At 56.8% G+C, this 22,959-nt stretch carries 21 protein-coding genes; 9 read left to right on the plus strand and 12 right to left on the minus strand.

All coding sequences use genetic code 11. The annotated features are described in order from the left end of the window. Positions 1 to 10 precede the first annotated feature (10 nt). Positions 11 to 484 carry a hypothetical protein gene (locus ABMA60_RS14925; protein ID WP_392804555.1) on the minus strand — a complete coding sequence of 158 codons (474 nt, stop codon included), beginning with the start codon at positions 482 to 484 and terminating at the stop codon, positions 11 to 13. On the opposite strand from ABMA60_RS14925, the gene ABMA60_RS14930 reads away from it, so the two are divergent. The 6 genes from ABMA60_RS14930 (at position 456) to ABMA60_RS14955 (ending at position 6,679) form a co-directional block, all read left to right on the plus strand. Then, positions 456 to 998 carry a tetratricopeptide repeat protein gene (locus ABMA60_RS14930; protein ID WP_392804557.1) on the plus strand — a complete coding sequence of 181 codons (543 nt, stop codon included), beginning with the start codon at positions 456 to 458 and terminating at the stop codon, positions 996 to 998. The two genes, ABMA60_RS14925 and ABMA60_RS14930, sit on opposite strands and share 29 nt — an antisense overlap. Further along, entirely contained in the window at positions 998 to 1,840 is an 843-nt protein-coding gene (locus ABMA60_RS14935) for a tetratricopeptide repeat protein (protein ID WP_392804559.1), read from the plus strand. Before ABMA60_RS14930 ends, ABMA60_RS14935 begins: the two co-directional genes overlap by 1 nt. Beyond that, complete coding sequence (locus ABMA60_RS14940; protein WP_392804562.1) at positions 1,841 to 3,568, plus strand: GspE/PulE family protein; 1,728 nt, start codon at positions 1,841 to 1,843, stop codon at positions 3,566 to 3,568. Then, positions 3,561 to 4,817 carry a type II secretion system F family protein gene (locus ABMA60_RS14945; protein WP_392804564.1) on the plus strand — a complete coding sequence of 419 codons (1,257 nt, stop codon included), beginning with the start codon at positions 3,561 to 3,563 and terminating at the stop codon, positions 4,815 to 4,817. The genes ABMA60_RS14940 and ABMA60_RS14945 overlap by 8 nt, the downstream gene beginning before the upstream one ends. A gap of 80 nt (positions 4,818 to 4,897) precedes the next feature. Further along, complete coding sequence (locus ABMA60_RS14950; RefSeq protein ID WP_392804567.1) at positions 4,898 to 5,668, plus strand: 1-acyl-sn-glycerol-3-phosphate acyltransferase; 771 nt, start codon at positions 4,898 to 4,900, stop codon at positions 5,666 to 5,668. A gap of 33 nt (positions 5,669 to 5,701) precedes the next feature. After that, complete coding sequence (locus ABMA60_RS14955; RefSeq protein WP_392804569.1) at positions 5,702 to 6,679, plus strand: AraC family transcriptional regulator ligand-binding domain-containing protein; 978 nt, start codon at positions 5,702 to 5,704, stop codon at positions 6,677 to 6,679. Here ABMA60_RS14955 and ABMA60_RS14960 read toward each other — a convergent pair. After that, positions 6,676 to 7,587 carry a bile acid:sodium symporter family protein gene (locus ABMA60_RS14960; protein ID WP_392804571.1) on the minus strand — a complete coding sequence of 304 codons (912 nt, stop codon included), beginning with the start codon at positions 7,585 to 7,587 and terminating at the stop codon, positions 6,676 to 6,678. The two genes, ABMA60_RS14955 and ABMA60_RS14960, sit on opposite strands and share 4 nt — an antisense overlap. A 156-nt stretch (positions 7,588 to 7,743) precedes the next feature. Between ABMA60_RS14960 and ABMA60_RS14965 the strand changes: the two genes are divergently transcribed. Further along, positions 7,744 to 8,694 (plus strand): patatin-like phospholipase family protein, encoded by a 951-nt coding sequence (locus tag ABMA60_RS14965; RefSeq protein ID WP_392804574.1) that lies wholly within the window; start codon positions 7,744 to 7,746, stop codon positions 8,692 to 8,694. Positions 8,695 to 8,701: 7 nt separating this feature from the next. Here the strand turns inward: ABMA60_RS14965 and ABMA60_RS14970 are convergent, their stop codons facing one another. Both ABMA60_RS14970 and ABMA60_RS14975 read right to left on the minus strand, forming a co-directional pair. Then, positions 8,702 to 9,715, minus strand: coding sequence for an ABC transporter permease (locus tag ABMA60_RS14970; RefSeq protein WP_392804577.1), 1,014 nt, complete (start codon positions 9,713 to 9,715; stop codon positions 8,702 to 8,704). Positions 9,716 to 9,729: 14 nt separating this feature from the next. Next, positions 9,730 to 10,608 (minus strand): ABC transporter ATP-binding protein, encoded by an 879-nt coding sequence (locus tag ABMA60_RS14975; RefSeq protein WP_392804580.1) that lies wholly within the window; start codon positions 10,606 to 10,608, stop codon positions 9,730 to 9,732. A gap of 219 nt (positions 10,609 to 10,827) precedes the next feature. Here ABMA60_RS14975 and ABMA60_RS14980 point away from each other — a divergent pair, with 219 nt between their 5' ends. Together ABMA60_RS14980 and ABMA60_RS14985 are read left to right on the plus strand one after the other, a co-directional pair. Further along, complete coding sequence (locus ABMA60_RS14980) at positions 10,828 to 11,577, plus strand: DnaT-like ssDNA-binding domain-containing protein (protein ID WP_392804582.1); 750 nt, start codon at positions 10,828 to 10,830, stop codon at positions 11,575 to 11,577. 40 nt (positions 11,578 to 11,617) lie between these two features. Continuing rightward, on the plus strand, positions 11,618 to 12,268 hold the full coding sequence (locus ABMA60_RS14985) for a replication protein P (RefSeq protein ID WP_392804604.1): 651 nt from the start codon (positions 11,618 to 11,620) through the stop codon (positions 12,266 to 12,268). An 8-nt stretch (positions 12,269 to 12,276) separates the two neighbouring features. Here the strand turns inward: ABMA60_RS14985 and ABMA60_RS14990 are convergent, their stop codons facing one another. The 8 genes from ABMA60_RS14990 to rimP form a co-directional block, all read right to left on the minus strand. Continuing rightward, on the minus strand, positions 12,277 to 13,401 hold the full coding sequence (locus ABMA60_RS14990; protein ID WP_392804584.1) for an SH3 domain-containing protein: 1,125 nt from the start codon (positions 13,399 to 13,401) through the stop codon (positions 12,277 to 12,279). A gap of 203 nt (positions 13,402 to 13,604) precedes the next feature. Then, entirely contained in the window at positions 13,605 to 15,722 is a 2,118-nt protein-coding gene (gene pnp, locus ABMA60_RS14995) for a polyribonucleotide nucleotidyltransferase (RefSeq protein ID WP_392804607.1), read from the minus strand. Between the two features lie 240 nt (positions 15,723 to 15,962). Beyond that, positions 15,963 to 16,232: a 30S ribosomal protein S15 gene (gene rpsO / locus ABMA60_RS15000; RefSeq protein WP_108126065.1), complete on the minus strand. Its 270-nt coding sequence runs from the start codon at positions 16,230 to 16,232 to the stop codon at positions 15,963 to 15,965. 130 nt (positions 16,233 to 16,362) lie between these two features. Next, positions 16,363 to 17,292 carry a tRNA pseudouridine(55) synthase TruB gene (truB, locus tag ABMA60_RS15005; protein WP_392804587.1) on the minus strand — a complete coding sequence of 310 codons (930 nt, stop codon included), beginning with the start codon at positions 17,290 to 17,292 and terminating at the stop codon, positions 16,363 to 16,365. A gap of 39 nt (positions 17,293 to 17,331) precedes the next feature. Next, a complete protein-coding gene (gene rbfA, locus ABMA60_RS15010) occupies positions 17,332 to 17,727 on the minus strand; it encodes a 30S ribosome-binding factor RbfA (RefSeq protein WP_392804589.1) in 396 nt (131 codons plus the stop codon). Between the two features lie 90 nt (positions 17,728 to 17,817). Next, the gene (gene infB, locus ABMA60_RS15015; protein ID WP_392804591.1) at positions 17,818 to 20,415 is read right to left on the minus strand and encodes a translation initiation factor IF-2; all 2,598 of its coding nucleotides are present in this window, start codon (positions 20,413 to 20,415) and stop codon (positions 17,818 to 17,820) included. Between the two features lie 19 nt (positions 20,416 to 20,434). Next, positions 20,435 to 21,928 (minus strand): transcription termination factor NusA, encoded by a 1,494-nt coding sequence (gene nusA, locus ABMA60_RS15020; protein ID WP_392804594.1) that lies wholly within the window; start codon positions 21,926 to 21,928, stop codon positions 20,435 to 20,437. A 56-nt stretch (positions 21,929 to 21,984) separates the two neighbouring features. Beyond that, positions 21,985 to 22,446, minus strand: coding sequence for a ribosome maturation factor RimP (gene rimP, locus ABMA60_RS15025; protein WP_392804597.1), 462 nt, complete (start codon positions 22,444 to 22,446; stop codon positions 21,985 to 21,987). Between the last annotated feature and the right edge of the window lie 513 nt (positions 22,447 to 22,959).

A 22,959-nucleotide genomic window follows, 5' to 3' on the forward strand; every position in this document is an offset into this window, starting at 1 on the left:
GCCGGATTCATCAGGCTCTGACCCGAACCTTGCCGACCCCCAACAACGCCAGCCGGTTTAACCCCTTACGCCGTTCGAACCCCGCCAATACCAACCGACTCTGGTGGCTGATCGCCGCCCTGGCGCTGGTACTGACCGCGCTGGTGATTTGGGCGCCCTGGCACAGCAGCAAAGCGGCCACGGCCACCGAACCGGCCACATCGATGGTCCAGTCGGCGCCGCAGTCCAGCCGCGATGCACAACCAAGACCCCAGATACCGGAACCAGCACCAGAACCGGCGCCCCAACCACCGGCAACAGCGACGGCTGTAGTGGCAACGCCCGCCAAAACAGCGGAGCCATCAGCCAGTCGCGAAGCTGACTCACCCAGACGCAAATCTGAGCAGCCGAGCCCAGTCGCAGCCGCCAAAACGCCGGTAACGACGGCGACTGGCGAACCAACACCGGTGCCGGTTGTGGCAACTGCGCCCAGCACAGCAGCCACACAACCAGCGCCAGCACCGGCGGAACCACAACCCGACGCGGCTACCGATACTCGCATCCGGCTCGACACCGACCACCAGGACGAGGTGCAGCAAGCCCTGTCGAACGACGACCTGGCGGGCGCTGAAATGGCGTTGCGGCGCTGGATCAGTGAGCAGCCTGGCGCCGCTCAGCCGCGCCTGTGGCTGGCCAAACTGCTGCTCGCCGAGGATCGGCTCGACGCCATCGGCGCGCTGCTTGAAGGGCAGACGGGCATCGAAGCGCGAGGGCTATTGGCCGTCTGGCATGAAAAAGCCGGCCGCCCCGACCGGGCGGTGGTATTGTTCGAACAATTGGCGCGCGAACAACCGCGTCACGGTGCCTGGCAGTTACACTGGGCCATCAATGCCGAGAACAGTGGCCAATTAGCGCAGGCGCGCCTTCTGTACCAAACTTATCTGCACAAGTTTGCGGCCGATAACCCTAGTCTGACGGCGTTTGCCGACCAACGAATTCGGTCACTGGAGAGACCGTGATGGCGACCAATCCCCTACACAGCATCCTGCTCGAACACAGCAGCATCGATCCGCAAGCGCTGGATCGCCTGCTGGAAGAGCTGGAATACAAAAGTGACGCCCGCGCTCTGGGCCGGCTGGTGCTGCGTGACCATCTGATCGGTTTTTACGAGCTGATGAACCTGACGCTTAACTACGATCTGTTTCCCCGCACCCAAAGCCTGCTCAAACGACTGGCGCAGGCGCACGAGAAATATCAGGTCATCGAGCCTCAGAAACACACCACCCGCTACAAACTGGGTAATGCAACGATCCTGCCTTCAGAAGTACTGATATTGACCAGCCCTGACCTGAATATTCCCATTCCCAAGCCGAACCTGGCGCGCTACCCCGACAGTGGCAGCGATGAACGCCAGGTGGTGGAAATGGCGGTCGAGCTGATTCGTCTGGGCCAGTATCCGGAAGCGGAAATGTTTCTCATCGACGCTCAGGATGAGTTCGCCCAGTCGCTGCGCATCAAGGTGCTGCTGATCTGGTTGTATCTGCTGTGCAAGTTCTACGACGAAGCCGTCATCCCCTACCAACAAGGTCTGGACCTGGCGCCCCAGGATCCGATACTGCTGGAATACGCTGGCTTGACCGAGCAGGCACGCAACAAGCATCTGCTGGCGATTCATTTCTTCCAGAAACTGCTGCAGCAACCGAAAATCAAAGCCAGCTGGCATTTGTTTCTGGGCAGGTCGTTGGAAAAAGCCCGCCTGCCGGATGAGGCGGGCAGTCACTACCGGCGCTATCTGAAAGACGGAAAAAATGCCAAGCTGCTCAGCTTCGCCAAGCAACGCCTGAATTATTTGGACAGTTAAATGACCGCCCAGGAACGCAAAAAAGTCCGCCTCGGGGATTTACTGGTCGAGGCCGGGTTAATTACTGACGGCCAGTTGGGTCTGGCACTGAAAGAACAGCAACTGACCGGCAAAAAAATCGGCCGGGTACTGGTCGATATGGGGTTGGTGGCGGAAAACAAACTGCTGGGCACCCTGTCCGATCACCTGAAAATTCCTTTTATCGAACTGCGCCAGTTCCATCTGGATGGCGAAACACTCAAGCGTCTGGATGAAACCGTGGCGCGGCGCTATCGCTGCCTGCTGCTGGCCGATAACGCCGATGGCCTGCTGTTGGCAATGGCCGATCCGCTGGATCTGATGGCCATCGACGAAGTCGAAAAGCGCCTTAAAAAACCCGTCAAACCGGCCATCGTGCGCGAATCGGAACTGCTGGCAACGCTCGATTCGGTTTATCGCCGCACCGGCCAGATTGAATCCATCGCCGTAGAGCTCGAAGGCTCGCTGCGCAGCAGCGATTTCGATCTGAGCAACCTGGCTGACGACTCCGATCTGCAGGACGCCCCCGTGGTCCGCCTGCTGCAAAGCGTGCTGGAAGACGCCGTCGCCATCAACGCCTCGGACGTGCACATCGAGCCGGACGAAAGCGTGTTCCGCATCCGGCTGCGCGTTGACGGCGCTTTGCAGGAACAGGTGATCAAGGAAAAACGCGTCGCCTCGGCACTGGTGATGCGCCTGAAGATCATGTCCAACCTGGATATTTCCGAGCGTCGCCTGCCCCAGGATGGACGCTTCAACATTCGCGTCAGCAACCGCTCCATCGATGTGCGTTTATCCACCTTGCCGGTGCAATATGGCGAATCGGTGGTGATGCGTTTGCTCGATCAAAGCGCCGGTATCCAACCGCTGGCCGACCTGGGCATGCCCGAGCGTATTCGCCACCGCTTCGAGTTGATGATCGAACGGCCCTACGGTCTGATTCTGGTCACCGGCCCGACCGGTAGCGGTAAAACCACGACCCTCTATTCGGCGCTGAGCCGGCTGAATCAGGCGCAGCGCAAGATCATCACCGCTGAAGACCCGATCGAATACCGCATGTCACGGGTGAATCAGGTTCAGGTCAATGCCAAGATCGACCTCAACTTTGCCAACATTCTGCGCTCGGCGCTGCGCCAGGACCCGGACGTCATTCTGGTCGGCGAAATGCGCGATCAGGAGACGGTGGCCATCGGCACCCGCGCTGCGCTGACCGGTCATTTGGTGATGTCGACCCTGCACACCAACGACGCCATCTCCAGCGCCATGCGCCTGGCCGATATGGGCGTTGAATCCTATCTGGTGGCTTCAGCCTTGCGCGGTGTGCTGGCGCAGCGGCTGATGCGCAAGATCTGCGAGGAGTGCCGTCAGCCCTATGAGCCAGCGGCACGCGAACGCATCTGGTTGCAGCATCTGGCCGGCGGACGCTTCGCCGACGCCACCTTTTATCGGGGCAATGGTTGCTACCACTGCAACAACACCGGCTATCGCGGTCGAGTTGGCGTATTCGAGTGGCTGGAGCTGGATGAAGATATGCTGCTGGCGCTCAATGAACAGAGCCATGCCGCCTTTGTCGCTGCCGCCCGGCGTAACCCGGATTTTAAACCCATGGGTGAATGGGCGCTGGAATACGCGCGCGATGGCGTGACCGACCTTGCTGAAGTGTTCAAGATCAGTGTCGATCTGAACGATCTGGACGCCGAACATGACTGATTTTTTCTACCGTGGTCGCGACGCCGACGGTCGGCAGGTCGAAGGTTATCTGGACGCGGCCTCGCAAAGCGCTCTGGTGCAACTGCTGCGCCGCCAGGACATCACGCCGACGCGCATCGAAGTCGCCAAAAAGAGAGGCCGCGCCAAAACCCAATCCAGTTCTGCCACCAAGGACGACAACCGCCCCTGGCTGCAACGCCTGCTGGGCCGGCGCGTCAAGCTGGACGAGCTGATCATGTTCTGCCGCCAGATGCATGCCCTGACCCGCTCCGGCATTCCGCTGATGCGCGCCATCAACGGCCTGGCCGATGCCACAGCCTCTGCCCGACTCAGCCAGGTTTTGAACCAGGTGGCGCGCAGTCTGACCCAGGGCAATACCCTGTCGATGGCGATGCGGGCGCATCCGGATGCCTTTAACGACCTGTTCGTTTCGATGATCCATATGGGCGAAACCACCGGCCGGCTAGACAGCGCCTTTCAACAGTTGATCGGTCATCTGGAACGGGAGAAAGACACCCGCAAACGGCTGTCGGCGGCGACGCGCTATCCGCTCTTTGTGTCGGTTTCCATCACCCTGGCGATGCTGACCGTTACCTTCAAAGTGATTCCTGCCTTTGCCGGCGTGTTTGCCAGCCTCGGCGCCGAACTGCCCTGGCCAACCCGGGTGTTGATCGGCACCTCCAACTTCCTGCTCAACGCCTGGCCCTATCTGCTGGTGCTGATTATTGCCGTGGTTTATGGCCTGATGCACTGGAAACGCACCCCCAAAGGCGCCATTCACTGGGATCATGGCCTGTTGAAATTGCCGCTGCTGGGTCGTCTCTTTGAACGCATCGCCCTGGGCCGCTTTGCGCGCCCCTTCGCCATGATGCTCGACGCCGGCGTGCCCATGTTACAGGCGCTGCAGGTGTCCAGCCGTACCGTCGGCAACCGCTACATTGGCCGCGGCATCGAGCAGATGGTGACCGGCATTGAACGGGGCGAGTCGCTGCTCACCACCGCTTCGGCCAGCGGTTTATTCAATCCGCTGATTCTGCAGATGATCGCTGTCGGTGAAGAAACCGGTAACGTCGCCGAACTGCTGGTCGACATTGCCGATTTCTACGACCAGGAAGTGGACTATGATCTCAAGCGCATGACCGAATTGCTTGAACCCATCCTGTTGGCTTTTATGGGCATCATGGTGGTGATACTGGTGCTCGGTGTCTTCCTGCCGATGTGGGATCTGAGCTCGGCCTACGGTCATTGAAACGGCATAATAAGATCGATAAAGCCACCAACGCGCACGGTGGCAATAACAGCTAATCACAGTTCAGCAGGACAAGCGGTATGTTGGAACACTGGCCAGGCCCGCTGCGACGGGGCCTGTTCAAATTGGTCGGCGTCGATTGGGCCGATCGCCTACTCAACCAAGCCTGGCGCGCCGGCAACGGACAGTTGCACGGCATGCTCGACTGGCTGTTTCGGCGTAATGCCTTTGAGTTGGAGGTCGAGAACGCCGAGCTGATTGATGAGCTGGGTTCGTGCATCGTTGCCGGCAATCATCCTCATGGTTTATTCGATGGCCTTGCACTGGCCTGGCTGGCCAGTCGGCCGGGCTTGAAAACCCGGGTTATCGCACGGCATTTTCTCAATGTGTTTGAACCTTTGCAGCGCGTCTTTTTGTCGGTTCGGCTCGACAATCAACGACGCTCGCGCACTGGCCGGGCGTCGTTAAATGCGGCCGAAGCCTTGCTCGCCGAAGGTGGCCGGTTGGTGATGACGCCGGCTGGCGGCATCAGCGTGGCACAACCCTTCTGGGAACAGGCCAAAGATCCCAAGTGGCGCACCGGTGTAGTCCGGCTGGCACACACCAGCGGCAAGCCGATCGTGCTGGTGGACGTACAGATGGCACAGTCACCAACCCGCCAACTGCTGCACCGCATCCATCCTATCGTCCGCGCCTTGGCTCAGGTCTGGGCCTATCGGCTGGGCAAACGCCAGCGCATCCGGTTAAAGATCATCGCGGTGGTGCAGCCGGAAGATTTACCTCATGATCAACCTCTGCCCGCCCAGGCCGCCTGGTTACAAGCCATGCATCAACCGGTACAACAGCCCTGAGCGCACCTCAAACCGGGCCAGGAAACAGCCGCCATGCACGAAAAAACGGTGACGCACTCCTTTACCCAGGCCATTTTGGCCAACCTGCCAAGCCTGGGTCTAAGCCTGCCGGCCGAGCTCCAGGCCGAGCTGGATCGCTACGCTCAGGCAACGCGGGTGCCGTTGGAATTGCAGGACCGCATCTGGCAGACGGCGTTGGAACAAAGCGGTGATGCCGCCATCGGGCTGCGCCTGAGCCAGCACTTTTTACCCGGCAATCTCGATATCGTGGGCTTTTTACTGCTCAGCAGCGAGACGTTGGAAGAAACCCTGGAAACCTTGATCGCCTATTATCCTCTGGTCGGCGAAGGTGGTGAGTTTACCTTCGTGCAAGGCGATGGCCGCGCCACCCTCCTCTACGCACCGCTCTATGAAGCGGCCCGGGCGCAACGCGTGGAAGCGGCGTTAGCGACGCTGGTCCATCTGGGTCGCTGGATGACGGGTAATCGTTTCCAACCGGATCGGGTCGCCTTTAGCCACAGCCCGCAGGCACCGGCCGAGGTGTATCAGCAGTTTCTGGGTACCGAGGTGAGCTTCAATCAGGTGGCCGATGCAGTGCAGTTCGACGCGGCTCAGCTGCAATTGCCATTGAACCAGAGCAATGCTGCCTTGCACCGACGCATGAAGGTGCTGGCCGATCATCAGTTGTCGGAGTTGGTTCAGGGCACGCTGTTGGCCGAAGTGAGCGACTGGATACGCGCCCAGCCGCGCTGGGGACGGGATCGCATTGCTGAACAGTTGCAGATGAGCGGCCGTCACCTGAACCGTAAACTGGCCGACGAAGGCACCACCTTCAAGCTGTTGTCCGATCAGGTGAAGTTCGCCGAAGCCCGCACCCTGCTGAGCAACGGTCAGCAATCGCTGGCCGAGATTGCGGAACAACTGGGTTTCAGCGATGACTCGGCGTTCAGTAAAGCTTTCCGGCGCTGGGCCGGTTGCTCACCGAGTCAGTACCCAGCCAAGCACAGCTAAACCGGAGCGACGTCGTGGTGTGGCGGGCGACGCGACCAGAACGCCGACAGCGTCAAGCCGCTGACCAGATGCCAGACACCCCAGAACGCCGCTATCAGCATCATGCCACCCAAGTGCGGGTAGAAGCTGAACAAAATGATCAGTCCCAAGCCGGAGTTCTGTATGCCCACTTCCAGGGTCACCGCCCGGCGCTCGGCTTCACTGAGCCGCGCCAGCCGCGCTGAGCCCCAACCCAGACCAAGCGCCACGGCGTTGTGCAGTATCACCAGACCAGCAAAGGACGCGGCGTGCTGCATAAAGAGCTCGCCATTGCGCGTAAAGGCGATGGCAACAAAGAGCAGAAACACCAGCAGTGACAACCAGCGTGCCGGCCGGTCGGCGCGGCGCGCAAAACCGGGGAAACGCTGACCGGTAAACATGCCCAGAAACAACGGAATCACCAGCACCAGGGCAACCAGTTTCATCATCTGCCAGGGCTCCACGGCGATGGCTTCGACAATAGGACGCGTCTCGGGGTTCAGCTGCGCATAAAACATAAAATTCAGTGGCGTCATCACCAGGGCGGCGGTCGAGGAGATCGCCGTCATACTGACCGAAGTCGCCAGATGACCGCGACTGAGCCAGGTCATGATGTTGGAAAAACTGCCACCGGGACAGGCAGCGACCAGTATCATTCCCAGCGCAATGGAGGGTGATAAATCGAGCAGGCGGGTCAGGCCATAGGTCGCCGCCGGCAACAGCAGAAACTGACAGATTAAGCCGATGATGGGCGCTTTGGGTGAGCGCAGAATGTAGCGAAAATCCGCACTGCGAACCGACAAGGCAGCGGCAAACATCATCAACGCCAACAGCACATTCAACAGATCCAAACTGGATGGATCAAAATCAATCCGAACTTGATCAAGCACGACACAACTCCACGACAGCATCGATAAAGTCTAGCACGGCAACGCTTGAGCAGTGCCACCGTCAAAGCCCTTTTATCGCCCGATACGAAGTGGAACAATAGCCTCACGCCCGATACTCAGTGACGTTTTTCGGGCGGCTGTTTGGGAGACTCCGACGTGGCGAAAAAAACAGTTTCATTGGTATTGGGCAGCGGCGGCGCACGCGGCATGGCGCACATCGGCATCATTCGCTGCCTGGAAGACAACGGTTATCAGATCACCAACATTGCCGGCGCCAGCATCGGCGCCTTGATCGGCGGTTTTTATGCCGCCGGCAAGCTGGATAAATACCAGGGCTGGGTAACGGCTTTGGATCGGCGCGATGTGTTGCGCCTGCTAGATTTATCGTTCGATGGCGGCGGTTTGTTCAAAGGCGACAAGATCATGGGCGTGCTGAGCAAGTTGATCGGCGATGCTCAAATTGAAGAGCTGCCGATCGAATTTACCGCCGTGGCGGTTGATATCGAACGCCAACGCGAAGTCTGGTTTACCGAAGGTTCGTTGTTTGAAGCCATCCGCGCCTCCATCTCCATTCCTTCTGTTTTCAAGCCGCATTATTACCGCGACATGATGCTGGTCGATGGTGGCGTATTGAACCCAGTTCCCATGGCGCCGACGCTAAGAACCTTGACTGACCTGACACTGGCGGTAAACCTCAACGGCCGCGAAGAAATTCCGCGACCGAAGGCCGCGGTGCGAAAGAAGAAAGCGGTCAAAACGAATCTGGAAGATCAGAATAGGGTCCAGCGTGCGGTCAGCCGCTTTATCGATCGTTGGTGGAGCGAAGACGCCAAAGTAGCCGAACCGCAAAACAAATGGGGCATCATGGAGCTGATTAACCGCTCCATCGACACCATGCAAAACACCATCGCTCATATGAAATTGGCCGCACACCAGCCGGATATTCTGATCGAAATTCCGCGCAGCGTTGGCGGACTGTTCGATTACAACCTGGCCGAAGACATCATCGATGAAGGCTACCAGTTGTGTGAGGAAGCGCTGGAACGCTACCGCAATAAAAGCAGTGAACCAGCAGGCGATAAACCACCGAGCCTTGATGGTGAATAACAGCGCTTTAGCGGCGATCGCTGTCCCAGTTAAACAGCAGGGCGGCGATCGCTAATAACACCACCGTCATCGCCGCCAACGTCAGCAGGTGATCACTGACGGCGGCCAGCCCGGCGCCTTCGGTGGCGATGGCGCGCGCCGCCTGCACGAGATGCGTCAGCGGTAACCACTGCGCTAAATTCTGCACCGACAGCGGCGCGCCTTCGAGCGAAAACCAGACTTCCGACAAGCCCATCATCGGCCAGGCGGCCATGTTCATCAGCCCGCTGGTCAACTCTTCGCTGCGGGTACGGCTGGCCACCACTAAGCCAAGCGCAATCATCGCCAGAGCGCCCAGCGTAAAGGTCAGCAGCAACGCCAATACCGACCCCAGCATCAAAGTACCCAGCAGCCAGTGACTGGCGTAAAAAATGGTGACGCACAAAAACAGCACCGTCATCAGTCGCGATAATATTTGCGCACTGACAAATTCCACCGCCGACAAGGGCGTCGCTTTCAAGCGTTTAAGCATGCCGTTTTTGCGATAGCGCACAATGGCATGACCGACGCCGAACAAGGAGGCAAACATGATATTCATGCCGAGAATCCCCGGCAGCACCCAGTCGACATAACGAATGGGTTCACCACTGATGCGGCGGCGTTGAAAATCCGGATCAGACGCAGCCAGCAATCGCTCGACCATATAACCCTGGCGGCTTTCTTCATTCACCCAATAACGCCGCTGATCCAGATCCATGACTAGATCAATCTGGTGACGCCGCGCCTTGTTCAGCGCCACCGATAACTGCTCATAAGGCACAAACTGAATATGATCCAGCGCCATCAGTTGCGGCCGATTAACGTAGGCATCCTGTTCACTGATCACGCCGACTTTGAACATCGGCTGTGCCTGACCCAACAACAAATAAAACCCGACGATTAAAATAATCGGAAACGCCAGATTCCAGGTCAGTGAACTGCGGTCACGCAGAAATTCTTTATTACGGGCTTTTAACACGGCCAGCATGCGGCTCAACATCATGATGCTCCGTTCAGTCAGACTCGCAGCGCATGGCCGGTGAGTTTCAGAAAAAGATCTTCCAGGTTAGGACTGCTGACTTTGAGGCCATCCAGCGGTACACCCGCAGCACTCAACTGACGCACCGTTTCATCAACCTGGGTGGTCTGAATGTCGACGCCCTCTTCACGTCGATGGGCAACAAAAGGCAGATCGAATTCGGCCAGCGACGCCAACGGCAAATGCACCATCACCCCGTCGAAATGCTGCGCCAATAACTGCGCAGGCGCGCCCTGTTCGATAATGCGACCACCATCCATGATGGCAATGTTGTCGCATAAAACCTGGGCTTCATCCATATAGTGAGTGGTCAACACTACTGTCTTACCGCGCTCTTTGACCGCCTGAATCAGCGACCAGAAATGGCGTCGTGATTGGGGGTCGAGACCGGTGGTGGGTTCGTCCAGAAACAGCAAATCCGGATCGTTGATCAACGCCAGTGCCAGCAACAGACGCTGACGTTGCCCACCGGACAGACGGCGGCTATCGCGATCGATAAAGTCACTCAAAGCACAGAGTTCAATCACCTCAGGCAGCGCCAAAGGTTGCGGATAAAAAGCCGCGAACAGCTGCAGGGTTTCGCGTACGGTGAGAAAATCCGGTAAGGCGGTGTGCTGAAATTGAATACCGACGCGTTGATAATCACGCCTGCGTGCCGGCCGGCCAAACAACTTCACCTCGCCTGAGGTCGCTGGCAGGATGCCTTCAATCACTTCGATAGCCGTGGTTTTACCGGCGCCGTTGGGACCGAGTAAACCGAAGCACTGGCCTTGGGCCACACTGAAACTGATGTCATCGACGGCGGTCAGATTCCTAAACCGCTTGGTTAGCTGATGCACCGACAAAATATCGCTCATGCCTTTGTGCCAAACTCCTGTGATCGACGATAAGCCCCAGCCAAACCGGCCGCTGCGCAGCCTAACGCCGTAAAGCCAAGGACGCCATGGCCGATTGTCATTCTACTGAGGGCGCCGGCAATGTTAGACTGGCGCCTTCAGCCTGACCTGCGGTTTAGCGCTGTTTCCAAGCCGGCTATCCGCGTCGGTCTTACCCTGGCACATCGGAGAGTAACCTCAGTGATACCCGAGAAAGTCCTGGTGGTTTCTCCGGCCCTGGCCGAAACCCTGGGCCTGGAAGAAGCCCTATTGTATCAGTTGCTCAGTGAGCTGACGCTGATGAGTGGCCCTGCCTTGCAACTGACTGATCAGCACCGGCAACGTCTGTTGCCGTTCTGGAGTGCGGTCCAGGTCGGTTCGGTATTGCGTCGTTTGCAGGCTCAAGGGTTATTGGACGTCTCCGGTGAAGGTCCCTGGCAAATCACCCTGGCTGATCTGGCGCAGCCACAGCAGGATGTTGATCCACAACCAACCGTGCAGACACCGACGGCCGAAACGCCTCCGGTCGAACGCCTGCCGGTCCACCGCATGAACGATGCCCGGCGCCGTAATCAGGTCGAGAATGATCTGGATTACCTCAAGGCGGACCAACCACAGATGCCCTCGGTGCGCGCTGAACGCAGCCGCATGCACGCCGACTGGGAACCCTCAGAAGACTTCCCTCGGCTATTAACCTTTCACGATATACCGCTGACCTTTGCGCTGTCGGAGCTGGCTAAATTCCGTCAGTACTATCAGGATAGAGACAAGGCGGAATACAGCTGGGATGTGCGCTTTCTGAACTGGGTTCAGCGCGCCTGGCACGATCAACTGAACAATAAGGGCCGTTATGAGCGCAACCAACGCACCCAAGAGCCTGCAAACCCTGGTCGGGACAAGCGGGCTAAAGTCCGGGAAGCTCTCCGTAACATCCGCGACACCGACTGGTAAAAAAGGCGCCCTGGATCACGACACCAAACTGCTGGTGAATATGATCTTTGCGCGCATGCAGCTGATCTACACCCATCGTTTTGAAAGCGCCTACGGTGATGAACAGACCCTGACTCAGGCAAAGCGCGAGTGGGCCTACAGCCTGGCCGGTGTTGAACAGTCGCGCATCGAATACGCCTTGGAAAAGTGCAAGCTGGAACTGGCCTGGCCACCGACGATCGCTGAATTCGTGCGTTATTTAACGCCCGATCCGCAAGCCTTGGGATTGCCATCCATTCGCGACGCCTACCTCGAAGCCTGTCAGAACAGTCACGCCCCTGCGCAACGTCATTGGACCCACCCCGCTGTTCAATGGGCAGCGCGTGAAACGGGTTATTTCAAATTGCGTTCAGAACAAGAGCGATATAGCTGGCCGGCTTTTGAAGGTGTGTACCGGAGTCTGGTCGAGCGGCTGGCTGACGGCGAGGAAATTGAATTCGATACTGAGGAAAGGGCTCTGCCGGCACCGGATTTCAGCGCCGAAGATCGCCTGGTGGAGCAATTAAAAGCAGCGGGCGCCCTCGAAGCTGACGCCTACCAACTGGCTTACTATCTGGAGAAACCTGCCGGCAGCGAGTTGCGCGCGCGCTATCGCCAGCACAGTCAGGAGCGCCTGACGGCGCTCGACCTTAAGGTGGAATTACCAGAATAAGACGGGTTTCAGTTTACCGGTGTTAAAAAGTTACCACTGGCATAACCCACTTCACCGGCGACGCGTACATGCGCCCAAAACCCTTGCGCTTGCTCAGGATCAACCCAAACGCGCGCGCCCTGCCCCAGCTTCATAATGACCGGCGAGGATGTGGAAGGTTCTGCGCGAACATTCAGCACCGACGCCGTTACCGCCATCAACACTTCTTCAGAGCCAGTAGAGGAGACGGCCGGCCCATCACTGGGTTGCTGCTGAACGATGGGCGTTGGTTCCGGTGGTGCGGGTTCCGGCTCTGGCTCTGCCACGGCAACCTGAGCCGGTTCTGGCTCAGCAGCACTGACCGGTGCTTCAGGGGTAACCGCTGGGGTCTCGGCAACGGTCTGGGGTACAGGCTCCGCTGTCTCTTCTTCAACAACAGTTGTCTGTGGGTTCTCAACCGGGTCCATCACCAGATGGGAGAGCCGCGGTACTGGTTGGCGTCCCCATTGTGGCGCGCCCCACACCATATAGCTGATGAAGCTGCTGCCCACTAAAAAGCCGATTAAAAATACCAGCGTATAGGACATCCACTGGCTGTCTTTATTGGTCTTGGGCAGCGAATTACGACGGGTACGAGCCTGAACACCAAAGAGCCGCCACTCAATGCGATCGAGATAACGAGGGTCTTCCGGTAACAGCGGCGGACGTTCGACGTCCCCCTTTTCATCCTGGGTCTCGCGCTGAACACGCTCACCAATTTCCAGCACCCGGTCCTCGGAAATTCCCAGAATTCGCCCCAGCAAACGCAGCGCCAGAGGTACCTGACTGGGCATTTCGTGGAAGACCAGCAACATCCGCCAGCAGGTTTCGACCAGAAACGGGACCTGGTCGCGCGACAGGGTCTCTGACATCCAGCGCAACGCTTCAACGTGTTGCTCCAGAGGTTGGTTTTCTAGCAGCTGACGCCAGCGCTCGACCAGAGTGTCATCAGTATAGGAAAGCGAACGTTGCAGTGTTTCACGCAGGTGTTGTTCGCTGGAAGGATATACGTAGGCAAGCCATTGTAATGCCAGGTGAACCGCCGCCTGAGTTGAGTCGGGGTGGCGCAACCAGAACGAAGTGCTTGTCACATCAGAATCAGCCAAAAATTTCATAACCTTTTCATTCAACCACTGGTTGTAACACCGTGCAATAGGCGTCGGTGCCATAACATCGCTAAGATACAGCCATGAAGCATACCACAGGCCGTCAGACGTAGAATGTCCATCTTGGGGAGAGATTCCCGGACTGCTCTGATAATGCCATAAAAAAACCCCGGGTAAACCGGGGTTTTTTAGTCTTTCCGAGTGCCTGGCGGTTATTCAGCCGGCGTTTCCGCGAATGCAGCGCGCTCTTCGTCGCTGACTTCACGCATAGACAGCTTAACGCGGCCACGGTTGTCAACATCCAGGATCTTGACCACAACGACATCGCCTTCGCTCAACTCGTCGGTCACTTTCTCGATGCGGCGGTCAGCGATCTGGGAAATGTGCACCAGACCGTCTTTACCCGGCAGGAATTGTACGAAAGCACCGAAGTCGGCGATGCGTACTACCTTGCCCTGATAGACCGTGCCCGGCTCCGGCTCGGTGGTCAACGCCAGAATCTTGTTCTTGGCAGCGGTGGCCGAGGCGTTATCCGGGGCGTACAGACGGACCGTACCGTCGTCGGAAATGTCCACTTCAGCGCCGGTTTCTTCGACGATGGAACGAATGGTGGCGCCGCCCTTACCGATGACATCACGAATCTTATCGGTGTCGATCTTCATCGTTTGCATGGTCGGGGCTTTGTCGGACAGCTCAGTACGAGAGGTCGCGATCACCTTGTTCATTTCATCGAGAATGTGCTGACGCGCGGCGTTGGCCTGCTCCAGAGCGATCTCCATGATCTCTTCGGTAATGCCTTCGATCTTGATGTCCATCTGCAAAGCGGTAACACCGGTTTTGGTACCGGCCACTTTGAAGTCCATGTCACCCAGGTGATCTTCGTCACCGAGGATGTCGGTCAACACAGCGAAACCGTCGTCTTCTTTCACCAGGCCCATGGCGATACCCGCGACCGGGCTCTTCACCGGCACACCGGCGTCCATCATCGCCAGAGAGGCGCCACAGACTGAGGCCATGGACGAAGAACCGTTGGATTCGGTGATTTCAGACACCACGCGCACGGTGTAAGGGAAGTCATCCTGATTCGGCATCATCGCCAGCACGCCACGCTTGGCCAGACGACCGTGGCCAATTTCACGACGACCCACCGCACCGATACGACCGGCTTCACCGACGCTGAACGGCGGGAAGTTGTAGTGGAACATAAAGTGGTCGGTGATGGTGCCATTCAACTGGTCTTCCATCTTGCCGTCGCGCAGCGTACCCAGGGTGGTTGCCACCAGCGCCTGAGTTTCACCACGAGTGAACAGCGCAGAACCGTGAGCGTTCGGCAGTACGCCGACTTCAACGGTGATCGGACGGACGGTTTTGGTGTCACGACCGTCAATACGCGGCTCGCCTTTAACGATGCGCGTACGGACCAGCTGTTTCTCCAGCTTAGCGAAGACGCCTTTCAGTTCATCAGCCGACGGACCTTCTTCGCTGGCCAACTGCTCAACCAGTTCAGACTTGTAACCGTCCAGAGCGGCGTAACGCTCCATCTTGTCGGAGATCTGGTAGGCCTGGGCAATCTTGTCACCGAAACTGGCCTTGACCTGTTCGATCAGAGCTGTGTTTTCAGCTTTCGGTTGGAAATCCCAACGCGGTTTGCCGTTTTCAGCAGCGAAGGCTTTGATCGCTTCAACCGCAACCTGGTATTCCTGGTGGGCAAACAGCACGGCGCCCAGCATCTGGTCTTCGCTCAGTTCCTGCGCTTCGGATTCCACCATCAGAACCGCATCGGCGGTACCGGCAACGACCATGTTCAGGCGCGAGCTTTCCAGCTGCTCGAAAGTCGGGTTCAGCAGGTAACCTTCTTCATCGGTGTAACCGACACGGGCCGCACCGATCGGGCCATTGAACGGCACACCGGAGATGGTCAGCGCCGCAGAAGTCGCGATCATCGCGGCGATATCCGGATCATCGGTCTTGTTGGCAGACACCACGTTGATGATGACCTGAACTTCGTTCATGAAGCCCTTGGTGAACAAGGGACGAATCGGACGGTCGATCAGACGCGAGGTCAGAGTTTCTTTCTCGGAAGGACGGCCTTCACGCTTCAGATAGCCACCGGGGATTTTGCCCGCAGCGTAGTACTTTTCCTGGTAATGAACCGACAGCGGGAAAAACGGCTGGTCGGCACGGGCTTCTTTGGCGGCAACAACGGTGGCCAGCACGACGGTGTCGTCGATGGTGCACAGTACAGCGCCAGTAGCCTGACGAGCGATACGAGCAGTTTCCAGAATGACGGTCTTGCCACCGAACTGGAAGCTATGGGTTTTAGGGGTCAAATGACTCACTCGAGTCTCCTTTTTAGTTAATGATTGGACCCGATCCCAACGATGCTTCTATCGATAAAGTCTGGCTGAGACCCTATGGATAGAAGCTCCGCAGGCGGTATAACACCAGCCCGGGGAAATATCGTTGTTCACGGTCGTCCGAAAAGTCAGTTCCAAATACAACGGGCGGGAGCGCAGTGACACTGGCTTGAAACGAACAAGGGCCCCTGACGGAGCCCTTGGCGGTATCGCTTAGCGACGCAGACCCAGTTTCTTAATCAGGGTAGCGTAACGTTCGACGTCTTTCCGCTTGAGGTAGTCCAGCAGCTTACGACGCTGGTTAACCATGCGGATCAGACCACGGCGAGAATGGTGATCCTTGCTGTGATCTTTAAAGTGGCCCTGCAGACCTTCGATGTTACGGGTCAGCAATGCAACCTGGACTTCCGGGGATCCGGTATCATTGGCGCCGGTACCGAATTCCTTAACGATTTCCGCTTTTTGTTCAACTGTCAGTGACATGGGTAACTCCACGAATATGCCAAATAAAAGGAGTGACCACCGCGCATATTAACAGTGGCATTCCAGCGTGCAGCTACACAGCTGCAAACCGCGCGGGATTATACATCAGCAACCGAGCAGGAACAAAGCCTCATACCGCGCTGGTTGCGATCACTCTAAGCGGTTGCAATGCACCGCTGGCGTCGACCTCGCCGACGCCCAGAAAGCGCCCTTCGGCGACGGCCTGAGCCAGGCCTTCAAACGGCGTTTCCAAACGGAAGTGACTCACTGGATTACCATGACTGAAGCGCTGACCCTGGGCTTCGCTTAATTCGATAACCGGCAAATCGACTAACAAAGATTGCAACGGCAGCAACCACTCATCCAGAGCGGTATGGCCTTGAGCCTCCTGCCGTTCGATCAAGGTTTGCAGTGGCTGCGCCTGATCCAGACTGAAACGACCATGGCGAGTCCGACGTAGGGCGGTGATATGAGCGCCACAGCCAAGTGCCTCGCCAATGTCATCGACCAGAGTGCGAATGTAAGTGCCTTTGGAACAATGCACATCCAACACCAGTTCGTCGTCGTTGAGCTCAACCAAAGTCAGACTGAAAATCTGCACCGGGCGTGCTTCACGCTCAACGGTTTTGCCCTGCCGCGCCAGGTCATAGAGTTTCTGACCGTCGCGCTTAAGCGCCGAGTACATCGGTGGTACTTGCTCGATGTCGCCAGTAAACCGCTCAGCTAACAACCGCTCTACCACTTCACGCTGCAACTCAGGTACCGGTCGGGTGTCAATCACTTCGCCTTCGGCATCCAGCGTATCGGTACGCACACCCAGGCGCGCGGTGGCGCGATAGGCTTTATCAGCATCGAGCAGAAAACGGCTGAACTTAGTCGCTTCGCCGAGACAGATAGGCAGCAAGCCGGTCGCTAGCGGATCCAGCGCACCGGTATGACCGGCTTTTTGCGCCTGAAACAGCCAACGCACTTTTTGCAGCACGCCGTTGGACGACCAGCCATCGGGTTTATCAACCAGTATCACGCCATCAAGCGGACGACCTTTTTTTCTGCGTGCCATGAATCAGCTAGGAAATAAATGGGAGGGGAAAAGGACGACTCAGTCGTCGTCCTGATGACGAGCTTGATCCTGACGTAAGGCTTCGTCGATCAAGCCAGTCAGGCGAGTGCCGCTTTCCAGCACCTGGTCATAATGAAAACGCAATTGCGGCATGACGCGCAGCTGTATTTCTTGCGCCAGCATAGAACGCAAAAAGCCACTCGCTTTATTCAACAAGGCTTCTTGTTCATCGCGTTGTTGTTCGGCTTCGGCATTATCGCCAAAGGCCATGCAGGTGAAATAAATGTCGGCATAGGACAGATCGCGACTGACCTTGACCGCATTGATGGTCACCATACCCAGACGTGGGTCTTTGACTTCCTGCTGAATCAGTACTGACAGATCGCGTTGAATCTGATCACCGATCCGGCGCAGGCGACTGTTGTCTTTAGCCATGAGATTACCTAAAACGATTAGCGCCCAGACCGACCATCTTGGTCAGTCTGGGCAGTCATCTGCCCCAGTATAGAACCGGGACGAGAAGCATCAGTCTTCGATGCTGCGAGCCACTTCTTTAACGTCAAAGACTTCGATCTTGTCGCCGGCTTTCACGTCATTGTAGTTGCGAACACCGATACCGCATTCCATTCCCTGACGTACTTCCTGAACATCGTCTTTAAAGCGGCGCAGCGATTCCAGTTCGCCTTCGTAGATCACCACTTCGTCGCGCAGAACACGGATCTTCTTGTTGCGGTAGACGGTACCCTCAACCACCATGCAGCCAGCGACCTGGCCAAACTTCGGTGAGTTGAAGACATCGCGCACTTCCGCCAGACCGACGATCTCTTCACGCAGATCGGGCGACAACAGACCACTCATGGCGGCTTTGACGTCGTCGATCAGGTCGTAAATGACGTTGTAGTAACGCAGATCCAGGCCGGCATTTTCGATGACCGTACGCGCCTTACCAGTAGCACGAACGTTGAAACCGAAGACCACCGCACTGGCGGTAATCGCCAGGTTGGCATCCGACTCGGAAATCGCGCCCACACCGCTGGCGATGATGTTCACCTTGACTTCGTCGGTGCTCAGCTTCTGCAAGGAGGCACTGATCGCTTCCAGCGAACCGCGCACGTCCGCTTTGAGAACAACATTCAGGTTCTGCAGTTCAGATGAACCCATACCCTGGAACAAGGCATCCAGCTTGGCTGCTTGTTGCTGCGCCTGGATGGATTCCTTAGCACGCTCGTAACGCATCTCGGCCACTTCACGAGCGGTACGCTCGTTCTCAGCGACAACAAATTCATCGCCAGCGTCGGGAGTACCGTTCAAGCCAAGAACCTCGACCGGAATAGACGGGCCAGCTTCGTCAACCTGCTGACCGGTTTCATCCAACAAGGCGCGAACCTTGCCGTAGAAAGCGCCTGCCAGGACAACGTCACCTTTGCGCAACAGACCGGATTGGACCAGTACAGTTGCCACAGCACCACGACCTTTATCCAGGCTGGATTCGACCACGACACCTTTACCCGGACCCGTGGCGTGAGCTTTCAGCTCCAACACTTCAGCCTGCAGCAAGATGGCGTCGAGCAACTCATCAATGCCCTGACCAGAATGCGCCGATACCTGAACAAACTGCGTATCGCCACCCCAAGCTTCAGGAATAACATCACGCTGAGACAGTTCATTGATAACACGATCCGGATCGGCTTCCTCTTTGTCCATCTTGTTGATGGCAACGATCAAAGGAACACCGGCCGCTTTGGCGTGTTGAATCGCCTCTTCGGTTTGCGGCATCACACCATCGTCGGCGGCAACCACCAGAATCACCACGTCAGTCGCCTGAGCACCACGCGCACGCATGGCGGTAAAGGCGGCGTGTCCGGGAGTATCCAGGAAGGTGATCATGCCTTTGTCGGTCTTAACGTGGTAAGCGCCGATGTGCTGGGTAATACCACCGGACTCACCGGCCACAACGCGAGTGCGACGAATGTGGTCAAGCAAGCTGGTCTTACCGTGGTCAACGTGACCCATAACGGTGATGACAGGAGCACGGGCGGTTTCTTCACCGCTGTAGCTCACTTCCATCAGATCGTCTTCCATGGCGTTCTCATTGACGACCGCATACTTGTGGCCCATCTCTTCGATCACCAGGATGGCGGTGTCCTGATCGATGCTCTGGTTAACCGTCACCATCACACCCATCTTGAACAATACTTTGACCACTTCAGCTGCCTTAATGGACATCTGGTTAGCCAAGTCAGCCACGGTAATGGCTTCACCCAATTGAACTTCACGGACTACCGGTGCCGTCGGACGCTCGAACTGGTGATCACGATGTTTGTTCGACTTACGACGACGACGACGGCCAAAACCTTCACCTTCGCCTTCATCCAGTGCCGACAACATCTGCTGATGTTTATTGCCGCCACGACCGCTGGCCACACGCTGAGCCACTTCGGCTTTCTTGCCGCCTTTTTTATGACCCGCTTTACGACTGTCACCGGCCGGGCCGTCATCGACTCGAACCGGTTTTTCAGTTTTGTGTTTCTTCTTCTCGGTGGTGCGATCTTCCTTCGCCATCTTGGCTTCGGCTTCTGCTACCGCCAATTTTGGATCTTCTTCGGTCTCAGACGTTTCGCTTTGCGCGGATTGACGCGCCGCTTGAGCCGCTTTACGTTCCGCTTCCGCTTTGGCTTTTGCTTCAGCATCGCGCTGACGTGCCGCTTCCAGTTTGGCGTCTTCTTCAGCACGACGAGTGGCGCTGTCATTCGCTGTCGGTGCTGGCGCTTCCGCTGCTACTTTCTCTTCAGCCGGTGCTTCGCTTTCGGTCGCTTCTACAGCATCGCGCTGAACGTAGGTGCGCTTCTTACGCACTTCGATATTGACCGTTTTGCCGCGCGCAGAACCACCGGTTTTTAATTGAGTGGTTACTTTGCGCTTTAAGGTGATTTTTTTCGGCGAACTGTCATTGCTTTCACCATGACTGCTCTTCAAAAATGTCAACAGGGTCTGCTTCTGGTCGTCATTGACGGCGTCGCTTTCCGACTGCTGCGGCAGACCCGCATCGCTCATCTGTTTCAACAAACGATCAACGGGTGTACCAACGCTCTCCGCCAGTTGTTTAACGGTGACTTCTGCCATGGATTCCTCCTACCCGTGATTAGTCGTTTTCAAACCAAGGCGCCCGTGCTGCCATGATCAATTGACCGGCGCGCTCTTCGTTCATTCCATCGATGTCCATCAGTTCATCGATGCTCTGTTCCGCCAGATCTTCCATGCTGCAAATGCCCTTGCTCGCCAGCAGGCGAGCCAGACCATCATCCATGCCTTCCATGGACAGCAAATCTTCCTGAGGGGTGGCGGAATCCAGCTGTTCTTCACTGGCCAGTTCCTGAGTCAACAGCACATCTTTGGCGCGCTGACGCAATTCCTGAACAATGTCCTCATCAAAACCTTCGATGGCGAGAAACTCTTCCTGAGGTACGTAGGCCACTTCTTCCAAAGTGGTGAAGCCTTCCTCAACCAGGATCAGGGCGATGTCCTCGTCGACATCCAGTTTTTCTTCAAAATAAGTGACCAACTGACCAGCTTCAGCTTCCTGTTTCTCACCGGCTTCGGCTTCAGTCATGACGTTGATGGTCCAGCCTGTTAAATCGCTGGCCAGACGAACGTTTTGTCCGCTGCGACCGATGGCGATTGCCAGGTTGTCTTCAGCAACGGCGACATCCATGGTGTGAGTGTCTTCATCCATAACGATGGACGCGACTTCCGCCGGTGCCATGGCGTTGATCACCAATTGCGCCGGGTTGTCGTCCCACAAAATGATGTCGACGCGTTCGTTGTTCAGCTCGTTGGAAACGGCCTGTACGCGTGAACCGCGCATACCGACACAAGCACCCACCGGATCGATGCGTCCGTCATTGGTTTTCACAGCGATCTTGGCGCGTGAACCCGGGTCGCGGGCGCAACCACGAATCTCGATCACTTCCTCCTGAATTTCCGGCACTTCAATGCGGAACAATTCGATCAGCATTTCGTTGCTGGCGCGGCTCAATACCAATTGCGGGCCACGGCCCTCAGCGCGCACACCTTGCAGCACGGCGCGGACTCGATCGCCGATGCGGAAGGTTTCGCGGCCGATCACTTCTTCGCGTGGCAACACCGCTTCGGCGTTGTTGCCCAGATCAACTATGATGTTGTCGCGGGTCACTTTCTTGACCGTACCCAACACCATTTCACCAACACGCTCGCGATACTGTTCAACAATTTTCGCGCGTTCGGCTTCGCGCACTTTCTGCACGATAATCTGCTTGGCAGCCTGGGCGCTGATACGACCAAAGCCCGCGTTCTCAACTTTTTCCTCGTAGGTGTCGTCCGGCTGCAGAGTCTTGTCGACCTCATGCGCCTCTTCCACGGTCCACTCAGAACCCAACATTGGGACTACGTCATCGGCGGTTACCGTCCAGCGACGGAAAGTTTCGTATTCCCCGGTTTCGCGGTCGATGACTACCTTGATGTCCGCTTCGCCTTCATCGTCGAAGCGCTTCTTGGCCGCAGCGGCAAGAGCAAGTTCCATGGCGTCAAAAATGACTTCACGGGATACACCCTTTTCATTCGCTACCGCGTCCACGACCAGAAGAATTTCTTTGCTCATCGTCTCAGCCTCTCGTTTGCCGGGCCTGTACCGGGCTTTCCTTTTCGATTAATCGGTTATGCGTTGTCGAAGTTCGGAACCAAACGCGCCACTTCTATACTTTCAATCGGCAGCAGGTAATCGCTGCCATCCAGGGTGACGCAAATATCACCGTCTTCGATGGCGCTCAGTACGCCTTTAAACTTACGCCGTCCTTCGAACGGAGCGCGCAGTCGAACATCAATCCACTCACCAATATAAAGAGCGAATTGTTCCAAAGTGAATAACGGCCGATCCATGCCTGGCGATGACACTTCCAGGGTGTAGTTCTGACTGATCGGGTCTTCGACATCCATCACAGCGCTGATCTGATGACTGACTTCAGCGCAATGATCGACAGTAATGCCGTCTTCATGATCGATATAAACGCGCAACAAACTGTGCTTACCGCGCGCCACATATTCCAAACCCCAGAACACATAGCCCAAACCGGTCACAACCGGTTCGATCAGCGTTGTCAGTTCATCTACCTTCGCCATGGGCGTCCTCTGTTTGAGCGCTTTTTCAAAAACAAAAAAAGGGCAACTTTGGAACCGTCGCACCGGCGTCGATTCCGCAGGCCCAGATCAAAATCAACTGATCTCGACAATGGCCGCCGTCGGTAGCCATTCACCTCACTGCGAGGCTGCACGTACAAAAAAGCCCCTGCATGAGGGGCTTAATGCTGAAGTCCAGCGGACTTCTTTATGCTACGGAAGGCCCTCTGGCTTCCGGTGGTCCGAAGACCCTGGAATTCCGTGGAATTCCGAAAACGCTGATTCTTCATAAACAGAAACAACATTTCAATTGGTAGCGGGGGCAGGGTAAAAACGGACGCTTAGGAAGCATGCTTCCTGTCCGTTTTTACGGCTGCACACGGATGTGCAGACCGGACCTTACCGCTTGGACGCCCAATTCAAAAATTGAACGACCACACTAATTGGTAGCGGGGGCAGGATTTGAACCTACGACCTTCGGGTTATGAGCCCGACGAGCTACCAGACTGCTCCACC

Origin of the sequence: Saccharospirillum sp. HFRX-2, from assembly GCF_043196805.1 — a bacterium.
Lineage (GTDB): Bacteria > Pseudomonadota > Gammaproteobacteria > Pseudomonadales > Natronospirillaceae > Saccharospirillum.

Excerpts from the sequence above, each read along its gene's own strand:
- ABMA60_RS14935 (WP_392804559.1), top strand. The coding sequence starts at position 998 with ATGGCGACCAATCCCCTACACAGCATCCTGCTCGAACACAGCAGCATC.
- ABMA60_RS14940 (WP_392804562.1), top strand. The coding sequence starts at position 1,841 with ATGACCGCCCAGGAACGCAAAAAAGTCCGCCTCGGGGATTTACTGGTC.
- ABMA60_RS14945 (WP_392804564.1), top strand. The coding sequence starts at position 3,561 with ATGACTGATTTTTTCTACCGTGGTCGCGACGCCGACGGTCGGCAGGTC.
- ABMA60_RS14950 (WP_392804567.1), top strand. The coding sequence starts at position 4,898 with ATGTTGGAACACTGGCCAGGCCCGCTGCGACGGGGCCTGTTCAAATTG.
- ABMA60_RS14955 (WP_392804569.1), top strand. The coding sequence starts at position 5,702 with ATGCACGAAAAAACGGTGACGCACTCCTTTACCCAGGCCATTTTGGCC.
- ABMA60_RS14970 (WP_392804577.1), bottom strand. The coding sequence starts at position 9,715 with ATGATGTTGAGCCGCATGCTGGCCGTGTTAAAAGCCCGTAATAAAGAA.
- ABMA60_RS14975 (WP_392804580.1), bottom strand. The coding sequence starts at position 10,608 with ATGAGCGATATTTTGTCGGTGCATCAGCTAACCAAGCGGTTTAGGAAT.
- ABMA60_RS14985 (WP_392804604.1), top strand. The coding sequence starts at position 11,618 with ATGATCTTTGCGCGCATGCAGCTGATCTACACCCATCGTTTTGAAAGC.
- ABMA60_RS14990 (WP_392804584.1), bottom strand. The coding sequence starts at position 13,401 with ATGAAATTTTTGGCTGATTCTGATGTGACAAGCACTTCGTTCTGGTTG.
- rpsO (WP_108126065.1), bottom strand. The coding sequence starts at position 16,232 with ATGTCACTGACAGTTGAACAAAAAGCGGAAATCGTTAAGGAATTCGGT.
- truB (WP_392804587.1), bottom strand. The coding sequence starts at position 17,292 with ATGGCACGCAGAAAAAAAGGTCGTCCGCTTGATGGCGTGATACTGGTT.
- rbfA (WP_392804589.1), bottom strand. The coding sequence starts at position 17,727 with ATGGCTAAAGACAACAGTCGCCTGCGCCGGATCGGTGATCAGATTCAA.
- infB (WP_392804591.1), bottom strand. The coding sequence starts at position 20,415 with ATGGCAGAAGTCACCGTTAAACAACTGGCGGAGAGCGTTGGTACACCC.
- nusA (WP_392804594.1), bottom strand. The coding sequence starts at position 21,928 with ATGAGCAAAGAAATTCTTCTGGTCGTGGACGCGGTAGCGAATGAAAAG.
- rimP (WP_392804597.1), bottom strand. The coding sequence starts at position 22,446 with ATGGCGAAGGTAGATGAACTGACAACGCTGATCGAACCGGTTGTGACC.